Source organism: Thalassobaculum fulvum, from assembly GCF_014652915.1.
Lineage (GTDB): Bacteria > Pseudomonadota > Alphaproteobacteria > Thalassobaculales > Thalassobaculaceae > Thalassobaculum_A > Thalassobaculum_A fulvum.
The window spans coordinates 132,870-145,446 of the sequence record NZ_BMZS01000008.1 but is presented as its reverse complement, the minus strand read 5'-3'; the positions used below and the strand labels follow the sequence as shown (position 1 = coordinate 145,446).

The window sequence follows — 12,577 nt, the reverse complement described above, 5'->3', positions numbered from 1 at the left end:
AGAGCGCGGCGGGGGGCAAGGGGGAGTGGGGAGCGGGAGTTTCGCGTCACCTGGAACTCGAAGCAGCAGTTGGCTCTGATGGAGCGGGTGTGGTGTCAGCGATCACCAGACATATCGCACACTGCGTTCCGTCAGAGAGTGATACGATTGCTTGCGTCGGGTACAACCATAGGCAATTATCCGATCAAAAATGGGGTGAACTAGCGTGACGGCTTATAGCCACAAGCCAAAGCGTTTCCTCGAACGACTATACTTCCAGGACGGAGGCAACCCCGTCGAAGGAATCTGTTGTGCCGGTTTCGAGTTAAGCGCGTGGCGTTGTATTCCTTTTGCGGAGCATCTGATTGAATGGCTCCCAGAGTACGCCCTTCCAGAAGACGAGCTATCAGTCACGCATGCAAATATGTATGTTAAATTAAAACAGGCCGCATACCGAGTCTACACAAGTGTGAAATATGCAAAACGTGGCGAAGCGGGCGAGATTGCGCTGCACGCAATTTGTCGGGATTATTTCAATACATTGCCAATATCCAACCGCGTGTTCTACAAGAGCGCATCCAACGATGTTATAAAAGCGTTCGATATGGTGCATGCGCGGTTTCCGGATAGCGGCGGTGTTGAGCTATGGTTGGGCGAATCTAAACTCTACCAGGACACAAACAGTGCTATAGTCGAAGCGCTCAATTCTGTTGCGGACCATCTGGAAAAAGGATTTCTAAAGGAACAAAAACTACTTCTTGGTCCGCAGATTCCCAAAACAACTCCGCGTTACGATGAGCTGATTGAGCTATTTGAGCCTCAAACTAGTTTGGATAAGTTCATTTCTTCTGGCGTGTTTGTAATTGGAATTCTTGCAAATAGTAAGGCGTGCAGCTCAGCGGGCGCCGTTACTCCGGCGTATATATCTGATTTAGAAAAAGAACTATGCAGTATCAGAGGTAAGCTCGAAAAGTCGGGACTTACAAAGATCGTTCGTGTTGTTTTGGTTTACATTCCGTTAGCGGATAAAGATCAATTTGTTGCTGAATTTGATAAGAAACTGAGGGGGCTCCAATGACGGTGTCTCAGCAACAATGGCGAGAAATAGAAAAACTTCAAGGAAATGAACTAAAGAGTCGTGTTTTTTCTGTATTGCAGGAGGCTGCGCGTGACATTCAAATTCTTGATGTTGACGATCCTGGCGTGCTCGATGTAGTGCCACGATTGGCCAATTTATTGGAAGCTCGTCCAGAATTAGAGTCGTATCGCGAGGCCTTCAGTTCCCTCGCACGAGCCGTTGGACTATGGAACTATATTGATAAAGAAACGGCAGACTATCGGGACTCTATGGTGGCCGATGCTGTTACGGCTAATGAACTCGATGGTATCACGTTTCACAGAGAACAGGTTGCGGCGCTGAATACCTTGCTTTCAGGCAAAAACTTGGTACTGAGTGCGCCGACCAGTTTTGGAAAAAGTCTCCTGATTGATGCGCTGCTTTCGACGAACCGATATAAGCGAGTCGCAATTGTTCTGCCAACTATCGCGCTCCTTGACGAGTTTAGGCGTCGGATTGAGAGGCGATTTGGAGACCGATTTGCTCTAGTAATGTATCATTCTCAGGAGGCTCCATCTCATGACCCAGTCATTTTTTTAGGGACGCAAGAAAGGCTGATCAATCGGAAGGATCTTGGGCGACTGGATTTGGCTGTCGTAGATGAGTTTTATAAATTGGACCCCTCTCGCCAGGATGATCGTAGTTCGACTCTCAACGCTGCTGTCTATCAATTGCTTCGTCGGTCTAATCAGTTCTTTTTTTTGGGCCCTAACATCGAGACCGTTCGATATTCAGCAGAGAATCGGTGGAAGTTTGAGTTTTTACATACACGGTTTGCAACCGTTGCTGTTGATACTTTTGATTTAACAAGAATAGAAAATAAGGAAGACCGACTTGTAGCTGAGCTAAAGGATTCTAAGAACTGGCCAGCGCTTGTGTTTATTTCATCGCCGGATCGCGCAAATCGACTCGCTGCGACTCTGACAGCAGAGACTGCGTTTTCGAAGGTTGCCAATATGTCAGAGTGGATCGATGAGAATTTTGGCGATGGGTGGGAATTGAGCGACGCTGTTGCTTCTGGTGTTGCCGTGCATCATGGTCGTATTCCGCGATCTCTAGCATCCCAATTTGTGCGAATGTTTAACAATGGGTCTCTTCCCATTCTCATTTGTACTTCAACATTAATTGAAGGGGTTAATACAGCTGCAAAATCTGTTCTAATTTACGATAAACAGATAGCCCGAAAAAATTATGACTTCTTTACGTTTTCTAACATCCGTGGTCGCGCGGGACGCCTTGGTCAACATCACGTTGGTTCAGTTTATTTATTTCACGCGCCACCGGATGAACAAATCGTCGAAGTCGAGCCTCCACTTTTCGGTGATCTCGATGATGCTCCTGATGAGCTAGTTGTTCACATATCTGATGAGGATAGTTCTCCCAAGATATCTGACCGCGTTGCGGAGCTCGCTCGAGCGATGGAGCTTTCGCCAGATGAACTTCGCTTGGCGTCTTCTGTCGGTCTTGAGGATGCGCTTGCTCTAAAGCAGCTAACGCAGATTGCTTCACGACAAGATTCCGTTATTCACTGGGGCGGATCACCCAGCTATAATGAAATTTTGGCCGTGTGTGCTGTGATTTGCAAAGTGCGAAACGCAAGTGAATTTGGGGTTCGTAGTCCAGCGCAGTTGGCATTTTATCTATCTAATCTTCGGTCTAACAATTCTTTGCGTGAGTTTTTCCGCTGGCATAGCGGCAGTTATCGTGGTCAAGCGCATCAGCAGGATAATGTATTTCGATTTCTCCGGGCGTGTGAATATGGACTTCCGCAGTTGTTTTCAGTTGTGGAGTTATTTGCCAAGCGAATCCAGCCGACCACAAACTATAGTCTCTTCATTGCCGAAATGCCCCGTTGGTTCCGAGCCGAAGTGCTTAAGAATCTTGATGAGCAAGGAGTGCCTGTACAGATCTCCGAGCGCTTCCTAGCGCACAACGACACAATCGAATCGCTTCGCCAACGCCTTGTTCGGCAGGCAAGGGATCCTGGAAGCAAACTGACTGAATTCGAACGGGAATGGATATTGGAGGCACTCACCGGTTGATCACGCGAGGCCGCTGATGCAGCCACGGGGCTACCATCCTGCTTCCAATTGTCTTCAGTCGTTCGTGCCGAGCAGAGTACCCTTTCGCTCTCTAGCCATCACAGTCAATTCTGACTGCGGCCATCGACGTCGAAGCGGACCTGCCCGAAGGCGCATTGGGGCCGCACCCGCGCCGACTACTTCGCGAACCCCCAAATCCAGCCCCCCTCACAAAAAGTTATTCGGCCAGATCATCGTCCGCCACATGTGCGCCACCGGGCTGCCGTCGAAGCCGAGGCCTTCCGCCGGGTCCCGCCAGTTGCGCGCGATCACGCCTTCGAACTCGTCGATCGTCACCTGCTTGTCCGGGTCGAAGGCGTACAGGTCGTTGACGACGACCTGCATCGCGGTGTCGTACCACTGGTGGCCCCGGCAGTACTCCCACTCGGCCTTGACGTAGGCCGGCGGGTCGTAGTCCTCGCCGAACGCCTTCATGTACGACGCCGGGTACTCGTAGCCATAGTCCGGGTCCGGACGGAACCGCAGGGCCTGGTGGTGCCGGATCGCCCAGGTGACCTCCGGGTCGACATAGGGCTCGATCATCTGCGCGCCCCAGTGGCCGTGGTCGGTGCGCACGAAGCCGACGACCGAGATGTCGTGCAGCAGGCAGGCCAGGATCACCTTCTCGCTGCAGCCCTTCTCCATGGCCAGCTTGCCGCTCTGCAGCAGGTGGTTGCCGCCGTAGGAGTCGTTCAGGAACCGGTAGCGGAAGAAGTCCATCAGGGTCGGCTTCTCCGGCATCTCCGGCAGCCGCGGGTCGTCGCCCATCAGCCATCGGCCCTGCGAGCGCGGCATGCTGCCGGAGGCGTAGTTGCCGACCCGGCCGATCGCCGGCTTCATGATCTGGATGTCGAGCAGCTCCATCATCGCCATCTCGAGCGCGTCGATCTTCTCGTCCAGGCCCATGCCGTCATGGACACGGGCCGCGGCCAGCTCCTTGGCCCGGGTGAACAATTCCTCGCGCTGCATCCTCGCCTCCCTGGCGGGGCGCGCTCGCTTCGGCTGGGGCGGACATTTCCCGGGCGCGCCGTTCGTCTCGATCCGCGGCAAGAGCGTAGTCCCCCGGGCGCCGGCGCGGCAACCGCCGGGGGCGGTGGCAAATACGCAAATACGGTGACAGTGCACTTGACTGCACGCCTGCGACGCCCGACGGATGAAGCACGGAGATGAGTGCACTGTCACCGAAATGGCCTCACCGAAATGGCCTGCGGCGACCCGCTCCGGAATGACGGCCATTCATATCATCGTCATTCCGGCCGCAGCGGCGAGGCCGCGGAGAGCCGGAACCCACGAGGCGACGGGCGCCTGTCACCCTCCGACGATGAACGGCCTGGCCTGGGCGTCGTAGTCGGCGTAGCCGAGCGTCGTGCGCAGCTCGGCCGGCGGCAGCGCGCCCGCGGCCTCCGACCCGCCGGCGGCCAGCGCCGCCAGCCCGGCCTTCATGCCGGCGATCGCCGGCGCCAGCATGGCGGTCGGGAAGGTGCCGATCTTGAAGCCCAGGGCCTCGGCCTCGGCCTGGGTCGGGGTCGCCCGCGGGGCGCCCGGCGACAGCACCGAGAACGACGCCCGGCCCTGGGCCGCGGCGACCGCGCGCCGGCACTCGTCGTCGTCGGCCGGCGAATCGAGCAGCAGGATCTCGGCGCCCTCCTCGACATACATCTCGATGCGGGCGACCGCCTCGTCGATGCCCTGGGTCGGCCGGCAGTCGGTGCGCGCCAGCACCATGATTCCCGATTCCTTGGCCGCCTCGATCGCCGCGCGGATCTTCATGCGGGCCTCGTCGCGGGTCAGGCACGGCTTGCCGGCGGAGGTCAGCGGGCGCGGGGTGATCTTGTCCTCGATCAGCACCGCCGCCGCCCCGGCCCGGCCATAGTTGCGGACCGTGCGCTGGACGTTCATGGCGTTGCCGTAGCCGTGGTCGCCGTCGGCCAGCAGCAGCAGGTCCGGCGCCGCCGCCCGCACCATGTGGCAGGCATCCAGCATCTCGGTCGCCGTGATCAGGTCCAGGTCCGGGCCGCCGAGCCGGCTGGCCGCCACGCAGGAGCCGGACAGGAACGCGGTCTTGAAGCCGGCCTCCGCCGTCAGCTTGGCGGTCAGCCCGTCCCACACCGCCGGCATCACGACGAAGCCGGGTTCGGCGAGCAGGGCGCGCAGGCGATCGGGAGGGGTCATGGCTGGGACTCTCGGAAAGGGGAAACGGAGGCGGGAGCCCCGACGTTAGGCGCCCGCCCGGCGCCCGGCAAGCCGCCTGCGGGCCGGACGCCGCTTCCGGCAGGGCCGGAACCAAGGCATTCCGAATTCAGCCGCTCCCAACAACTTAGGCCGTTGCCGCCGGCCGGCCTCGTGCCATAGGCTTTCCCGCGGCCGGTCCGTTCGGGCCGGCCTCCACCACAGGCATCCCGTGTGACGAGTCCATCTTCAGATTCCGGACGACCGTTCCGGCGCGCGCCTCGGCAGAAGCCGACGGACGGCGCCGTGCGTCCCGTCCGTCCGCCGCACGCGCGCCCCTAGACTCTGCCCACGAGCCTCTGCCCCGCCACAGGAACCGGACATCCGCCATGCCGACCCCCGCCGCCTTCTCCGCCAGTCCCGCCGAACTCGACGCGCTGAAGTGGCGCTGCATCGGGCCGTCGCGCGGCGGCCGCGTCGTCGCCGTCGCCGGCGACTACCACGACCCGATGACCTTCTACTTCGGGGCCTGCGCCGGCGGCGTGTGGAAGACCGTCGACGGCGGCACCTACTGGCGCTGCGTCACCGACGGGTTCCTGACCTCGGCGACCATCGGCGCCCTGGCGGTCGCCCGCTCCGACAGCAACGTGGTGTACGCCGGCACCGGCGAGACCACGATCCGGCTCGACGTGTCCTACGGCGACGGCGTCTACCGCTCGACCGACGCCGGCCGCAGCTGGAAGCATATCGGTCTCCGCGACACCAAGCACATCGGCCGCGTCGTCGTGCACCCGAGCGACCCGAACCTGGTCTACGTGGCGGCGCTGGGCGACGCCTTCGGGCCGAGCGAGGCGCGCGGCGTCTACCGCTCGAAGGACGGCGGCGAGACCTGGGAGAAGGTGCTGTACCGCGGCGTCGACGCCGGCTGCGTCGACCTGTCGATGGATCCGAACAACCCGCGCATCCTGTTCGCCGGCTTCTGGGAGGCGCGCCGGCACTTCTGGAGCCTGCGCAGCGGCGGCCCGGGCAGCGGCCTGTTCCGCTCGATGGACGGCGGCGACACCTGGGAGCAGGTCGAGGGCAACGGGTTTCCGGACGGCGTGCTCGGCAAGGTCGGCGTCTCGGTGTCGGGGGCCAAGGCCGGCCGGGTGTTCGCGCTGCTCGAGGCCGAGGACGACAAGATCGGCCTGTACCGGTCCGAGGACTACGGCGCGACCTGGACCCAGGTCTGCCGCAACCGCGACCTGATGCACCGGCCCTGGTACTACACCCACGTGTTCGCCTGCCCGGTTAACGCCGACACGGTGTACGTGACCAACCTGCAGATGTGGAAGTCGACCGACGGCGGCGCCGGCTTCAAGGAGATCACCACGCCGCACGGCGACAACCACGACCTCTGGATCGACCCGGCGAACCCGCGGCGTATGGTCCAGGGCAACGACGGCGGCGCCAACGTGTCGTTCAACGGCGGCGAGTCCTGGTCGACGATCTACAACCAGAACACCGCCCAGTTCTACCGGATGGACATCGACAACCAGTTCCCCTACCGGGTCTACGCGACCCAGCAGGACAACACCTCGATCTCGGTGCCGAGCGCGTCGGAATGGGGCGTGATCACGCTGGCCGACTGCTCCTACCCCGGCACCGGCGAAAGCGGCTTCGTCGCCGTGCACCCGGAGGACGCCAACATCGTCTATGTCGGTGCCATCGGCTCTAGCCCGGGCGGCGCCGGCGCCCTGCAGCGCTACGACCACGGCACCCGACAGGTCCAGCTGGTCAACGTCTGGCCGGAGGAGTCGACCGGCATCGCGCCGCGCGACATGCGCTACCGGTTCGCCTGGACCTTCCCGATCATCTTCTCGCCGCACGACAGCAACACGCTGTACGTCGGCGGCAACCACGTGTTCCGGACCCGCGACGAAGGCATGAGCTGGGACGAGATCTCCCCGGACCTCAGCCGCAACGACCGCAGCAAGCAGGACTATTCCGGCGGCCCGCTGACCCGTGACAGCGCCGGTGCGGAGACCTACGCGACCTGCGCCTGCATCCACGAGTCGATCCACCGCAAGGGCGAGATCTGGGCCTCGACCGACGACGGGCTGGTCCACGTCACCCGCGACGACGGCAAGACCTGGGAGAACGTGACCCCGCCGGGCATGCCGGAGCTGGCCTATGTCGGCAGCGTCGAGGTCTCGGCGCTGGATGCCGACACGGTCTACGTCTCGGCCACCCAGTACAAGCTGTCGGACTACAAGCCGTACCTGTTCCGCAGCACCGACGGCGGCAGGACCTGGGCCTCGATCGTCGGCGACCTGCCGCAGGACGAGATCACCCGCGTGCTGCGCGCCGACCCGGTGCGGGCCGGCCTGCTGTTTGTCGGCACCGAGACCGGCGTGTTCTTCAGCCTCGACGACGGCGCGACCTGGTCGCGAATGGGCGGCGGCTTCCCGGTGGTGCCGGTCTACGACCTGAAGCTCAAGGGCAGCGACCTGGTGGCCGCCACCCACGGCCGGTCGTTCTGGATCCTCGACGACGTGTCGCCGCTGCGCGCACTCGCCGACCGCGGCAAGCCCCAGCTGGTTGCGCCGCGCGACACCGTGCGCACCAAGCTGGCCTGGAGCGCGGGCCGCGGCAACCTCAACGGCATCAGCTACGGCCCGGCCTTCGGGATCGACGGCAGCACCCAGCTGGTCGAGCGGCCGGACGGCAGCCGGGTCCGCCACCATCTGGACGTCGGCGAGAACCCGCCGAACGGGGCGATCATCTACTACTGGCTGCCCGAAGGCACCGAGGGCGCGGTGCAGCTCACGGTCCGCAACGCTTCCGGCGAGGTGGTCGCCAACTTCGTCAGCGACGACAAGGCTGCGCCGTTCGCCAAGCGGCCGGGGGCGAAGCCCGGGCTGAACCGCTTCGTGTGGGACCTCAAGGTCGCCGGGCCGGAGAAGCTCGACCCGGCTCTGTCGCCGCGCAAGCTGAAGCCGCTGGCCGGCGACGGCGAGCCGCCGGCCGGGCCGACCGTGGTGCCCGGGGCCTACGAGGTGACGCTGGAGGTCGGCACGACCAGCCTGACGGCCGGCTTCGCGGTGGTGCCGGACCCGCGGGTGCGCACCACCGAGGCCGACTTCGTCGCCCAGTTCAACCTGCTGCGGTCGCTGAACACCGCGCTCTCGACCCTGAACCAGGGCGTCAACCGGATCCGCCGGCTGAAGCGCCAGCTCGGCCTCCTGCCGGAGCGGCTCGGCGACGGTCGGGAGACGCTGGGCGAGCGGGCCGCGGAGATCGCCGACAGCCTGTCGGCGATCGAGGGCGCGCTGGTCGACGTCAAGCGGGAGTCGCCGCGCGACGTGCTGCGCAACCCGGCCGGGCTCGACGACACCCTGGTCGACCTGATCAACGTCGCCTCGACCGCCGACGCGGCGCCGACGACGCAGGCGCACGCGGTCTCGGCCGAGATCATCGGCAAGGTGCGCGAGCAGATCGCGGCCCTCGACCATCTCGTCGACGGCGAGCTGGCCGCCCTCAACACGGCGCTGGCCGAGGCCGGGGTCAGGGCCGTCGAGGTGACGGCCTGACCGGACCCGGGGCGGGCGCCACTTGGGAGCTGATCTGTCATGCTGAAGCAGCCGGGTGGATTCTGGCCGCTGTTCGTGGCCGATGCGATCGTCCGCACCGGCTACCAGATGGGCAAGACGCCGGTGCTGCCGATGTTTGCGGCGCTGATCGGCGCCGGCGAGCTGATGATCGGCACGATCGTCGCGGTGTCGACCGTCACCGGCATGGTCGCCAAGCCGTTCGTCGGGGCGCTGTCCGACCGCTGGGGGCGCCGGCTCTGGTTCTTCGCCGCGCTGCTCCTGTTCGCCGGAACGCCGTTTCTCTACCGGCTGGTGGAGACCCCGGAACAGCTGTTCTGGCTGCGGCTGTTCCACGGCAGCGCGACGGCGATCTTCGGGCCGGTCACCCTGGCGATCGTGGCCGAGATGGGGACGCGGGACCGGGCGACACGACTCGGCTGGTTCGGCATCGCCCGCGAGATCGGCTACCTGCTGGCGCCGGCGATCGCCGGCTGGCTGCTGCTCGTGTTCGAGGATCCGGCCGACCTGTTCACGGTGATCGGGTTGCTGAGCTGTGCGGCGTTCGCGCCGGCCGCCTTCATGCGGTTCCCGCCCACGCCGCTGCAGGCCGGCGGGGGCGACAGGCCGGGGGTGATCCGGCAACTGGTCGACGGCTTCCGGCACACCGCCACCCGGGGCGAGATGTGGTTCGCGGGTACGCTGGAGATGACCGTGTACTCGGTCACCTACGGCCTGAAGGCGTTCCTGCCGCTGTTCGTGGTGCAGGTGGCCGGGTTCAGCTGGCTCGACGCCGGGCTGTTCTTCACCATCCAGGAGGCGGCGAACGTCCTGACGCGCCCGGTCGGCGGCCGGGTCGGCGACCGCATCGGCTACCTGCCGGCGATCGCCGGGGGGCTGGCCCTGGTCGCCCTGGCGCTCGCCTGGCTGCCGGCCGTGTCGATCGCCCCGTCGCTGCTCGCCGTCGCGGTGGCCAGCGGGGTCGGGCAGGGCCTGATATTCCCGTCGACGGTCGCGATGGTCGGAACCGCGGTCGGGGCCGGGCATCTCGGGCTCGGCCTCGGCGTCTACGGCACGCTGAAGAACCTGGGCAAGGTCGCCGGTCCGCTGGCGGCCGGCGCGCTGTTGCAGGTCATGCCGTACGGCACGCTGTTCCGGGTGCTTGCGGCGCTGGCGGTGGTGGCGGCGATCGGCGTGCTGCTGGCGCATCGCCACCAGCGGCGGGTCTCCGAACAGCCGTCGTAGTCCGGCTCAGAGGGGGAGTCGCACCGTGACCGTGGTGCCGACGCCGGGTTCGCTGTCGAGCGTCAGGCTGCCGCCGTGCAACTCCACTAGGGCGTTCGACAGGGCCAGGCCGAGGCCGGTGCCCTCGCGCCCGCGGCGGTCGTTGCGGTCGATCTGCTCGAACGGCCGCAACAGGCGCGGCATCTCGTCCTTCGGAATCCCGATGCCGTTGTCGGCGACCTGGATGGCGACCTGCCCGGGTTCGGTCCTGACCCCGAGCCGGACCCGGCCGCCGGCGGAGGTGAAGGTGATGGCGTTCGCGAGCAGGTTGATCAGGACCTGCTTGATCGCCCGGACGTCGACGTCGACCATCAGGCCGGCATCGATCGGATCGACCTGCAGCACCAGGTCGGCCTCGGCGGCACGCCCGCGCATCATCCGCCCGACCGATCCGATGATCTGGGCCAGCGCCTCCTTCTCCCGGTGCAGCCGGTACTTGCCGGCCTCGATCTTCGACATGTCGAGCAGATCGTTGATCAGGCTCAGCAGGTGGCTGCCGCTGGCGTGGATGTCGTCGGCGTATTCCTTGTAGCGTCGGCCGCCGAGCGGGCCGAACGCCTCGGTCTTCAGGATCTCCGAGAAGCCGAGCACGGCGTTCAGCGGGGTTCGCAGCTCGTGGCTCATGTTGGCCAGGAACTGGGACTTGGTGCGGCTCGCCGCCTCCGCCCGCTCCTTTTCGCGGGTCAGCATCTCGGTCACCTGCGCGAGGTGCTGGGCCTGATGCTCGGCCTCGCCGCGCGCGGCGTCCAGCTCCTGCACCTGGGCCTCGAGCATCTCCTCCTTGCGCTTGAGCTCGGTCACGTCGGTCCCGGTGATGACGGTCCCGCCATCGGCCGTGCGCAGGTCCCGGATGATGTGGATCTGCCCGTCCCGGGTCCGGCGCTCCAGCTCGACCGGGTCCGGCCCCCGGAGCGCAAGTCGGCGGGCCACCGACACCGGCTCGCCCTTGTAGAGCAGGACGGCGCCGCGTTCCCGGATGACCGCATCGGCGATCTCCCCGAGAGTGATGCCGGATCGCAGCTCGACGCCTTCGGCGAACCGCTCGTAGGACTGGTTCCAGACCACCAGCCGGTCGTCGCGGTCGAACAGCGCCACGGCCTGCTCGGTGGCATCGAGGGTGGCGCGCATCAGGCGGCGGCTGCGGTCCAGTTCGGTGACCTCGGTCGCCACGCTGACCACGCCGCCGTCGCCCATGCGGCGTTCGCGGATCAGGAACACCCGGCCGTCCTTCTGGGTGATCTGGATCGGGTCGCCGTCAGGGCTGCGGTGGCGCTCGATCCGCCACGCGATGAAGTCCTCCATGCTGTCGAAGCCGACATTCGCCGGATTCTGGCCCTTGGAGACCTGTCGCAGCAGATCCTCGAACCGCCGTCCCGGCAACCGGGCGGCGTCGCCGAGGCCGCTCATGGTTGCCCAGGACTGGTTGCAGAGCGCCAGCCGCTCGTCCGCATCGAACACCGCGAACGGGTCGGGGCTGGCCGACAGGGCGTCGATCAGCCGCTGCTCGGCGCGGCGGGCGCGCTGCTCCAGCTCGCGCATCCGCACTTCGTCGGCGCGCCGGTCGGTGACGTCCTGGGCATACAGGGCGAGGCCGCCGCTGAACGGAGTGACCTTGACCGTGTAGGTCCGCGGCCGCCCCTCGACGCGCAGGTTGAGGTCGAAGGCGTCCGGGATGCCGGTGTCCATCACGCGCAGCAGCCGCCCGGCCGCGTCCGGGACCGGCCAGCCGGAAACCAGGGTCAGGAAGGAGGTCTCCACGAGGCTCGAACGCGGCCGGCCGAGCAGGCGCTCGGCGCCGGCGTTCACGACCGTCCAGACCAGATCGACGGTGGCCCCGTCGGCCCCGAGGACCGGGCGCAACGCCATCAGCCCCTGAAACGCGCTGTCCAGGAGCGATACCAGCAGGTCGTGGTCTGTCGGCACCGGGTCGGGTACCGGAGGCAGGGCCAGGGTATCGGACATCGTCTGCGCTGTCGGTTTGCCTGGCTGCCAATTTGCCCTGCGCGAGTTAACAGCGCGTAAAGACGGCCGGAATGCCGCGGGTTCTACAGTTTGAGGGAGTTGCCGTCCTTGCCGTCGGGCGTGTCCGGCTGCGCCGGCGGATCGGCTTCCCCGGGCGGGCGCCGCCGGATGATGATATCGCCGTTCGGCAGGACCTCGGGCGGCTGGTAGCTCTGCAGCTGATCCATCAGCATGCGGAGCCCGTCGACGATCGCCGCCGCCCCCTCCTGCAGGCGGTCGGTCGCGCTCGGCCCGTCGGCCTTCGGCCCGGCCTGGCCGCCGGAATCGGACTGGCCGCCGGGATCGGACTGGGCGCCGGCAGCCCAGGGAGCGCCGGCCAGGGCGGCGACGATGACGGTGGCGGCAAGACGTCTCAT

General features: G+C 64.9%; 8 protein-coding genes. 4 read left to right on the top strand and 4 right to left on the bottom strand.

What is annotated here, in order from left to right; genetic code table 11:
* Nucleotides 1-205: 205 nt before the first annotated feature.
* Together IE246_RS17180 and IE246_RS17175 are read left to right on the top strand one after the other, a co-directional pair.
* A complete protein-coding gene (locus IE246_RS17180) occupies nt 206-1,057 on the top strand; it encodes a HamA C-terminal domain-containing protein (protein WP_189991884.1) in 852 nt (283 codons plus the stop codon).
* Complete coding sequence (locus tag IE246_RS17175) at nt 1,054-3,138, top strand: DEAD/DEAH box helicase (protein ID WP_189991883.1); 2,085 nt, start codon at nt 1,054-1,056, stop codon at nt 3,136-3,138. The genes IE246_RS17180 and IE246_RS17175 overlap by 4 nt, the downstream gene beginning before the upstream one ends.
* Before the next feature lie 207 nt (nt 3,139-3,345).
* Here IE246_RS17175 and IE246_RS17170 read toward each other — a convergent pair whose 3' ends face one another.
* Nucleotides 3,346-4,146: an HD domain-containing protein gene (locus tag IE246_RS17170; RefSeq protein ID WP_229837325.1), complete on the bottom strand. Its 801-nt coding sequence runs from the start codon at nt 4,144-4,146 to the stop codon at nt 3,346-3,348.
* 339 nt (nt 4,147-4,485) lie between these two features.
* Nucleotides 4,486-5,349 carry an isocitrate lyase/PEP mutase family protein gene (locus IE246_RS17165; RefSeq protein ID WP_189991882.1) on the bottom strand — a complete coding sequence of 288 codons (864 nt, stop codon included), beginning with the start codon at nt 5,347-5,349 and terminating at the stop codon, nt 4,486-4,488.
* 386 nt (nt 5,350-5,735) lie between these two features.
* Here IE246_RS17165 and IE246_RS17160 point away from each other — a divergent pair, with 386 nt between their 5' ends.
* Both IE246_RS17160 and IE246_RS17155 read left to right on the top strand, forming a co-directional pair.
* Nucleotides 5,736-8,918, top strand: a complete 3,183-nt coding sequence (locus IE246_RS17160) for a VPS10 domain-containing protein (RefSeq protein ID WP_189991880.1) — start codon at nt 5,736-5,738, stop codon at nt 8,916-8,918.
* A 39-nt stretch (nt 8,919-8,957) separates the two neighbouring features.
* Nucleotides 8,958-10,160 carry an MFS transporter gene (locus tag IE246_RS17155; protein WP_189991877.1) on the top strand — a complete coding sequence of 401 codons (1,203 nt, stop codon included), beginning with the start codon at nt 8,958-8,960 and terminating at the stop codon, nt 10,158-10,160.
* Nucleotides 10,161-10,166: 6 nt separating this feature from the next.
* On the opposite strand, the gene IE246_RS17150 is transcribed toward IE246_RS17155, so the two are convergent.
* Nucleotides 10,167-12,161: a sensor histidine kinase gene (locus tag IE246_RS17150; RefSeq protein ID WP_189991875.1), complete on the bottom strand. Its 1,995-nt coding sequence runs from the start codon at nt 12,159-12,161 to the stop codon at nt 10,167-10,169.
* An 83-nt stretch (nt 12,162-12,244) separates the two neighbouring features.
* Nucleotides 12,245-12,577: a hypothetical protein gene (locus tag IE246_RS17145; RefSeq protein WP_189991873.1), complete on the bottom strand. Its 333-nt coding sequence runs from the start codon at nt 12,575-12,577 to the stop codon at nt 12,245-12,247.

Bases quoted from the DNA above. Each gene is read 5' to 3' on its own strand.
- IE246_RS17175 (WP_189991883.1), top strand. From the start codon at position 1,054: ATGACGGTGTCTCAGCAACAATGGCGAGAAATAGAAAAACTTCAAGGA.
- IE246_RS17170 (WP_229837325.1), bottom strand. From the start codon at position 4,146: ATGCAGCGCGAGGAATTGTTCACCCGGGCCAAGGAGCTGGCCGCGGCC.
- IE246_RS17165 (WP_189991882.1), bottom strand. From the start codon at position 5,349: ATGACCCCTCCCGATCGCCTGCGCGCCCTGCTCGCCGAACCCGGCTTC.
- IE246_RS17160 (WP_189991880.1), top strand. From the start codon at position 5,736: ATGCCGACCCCCGCCGCCTTCTCCGCCAGTCCCGCCGAACTCGACGCG.
- IE246_RS17155 (WP_189991877.1), top strand. From the start codon at position 8,958: ATGCTGAAGCAGCCGGGTGGATTCTGGCCGCTGTTCGTGGCCGATGCG.
- IE246_RS17150 (WP_189991875.1), bottom strand. From the start codon at position 12,161: ATGTCCGATACCCTGGCCCTGCCTCCGGTACCCGACCCGGTGCCGACA.
- IE246_RS17145 (WP_189991873.1), bottom strand. From the start codon at position 12,577: ATGAGACGTCTTGCCGCCACCGTCATCGTCGCCGCCCTGGCCGGCGCT.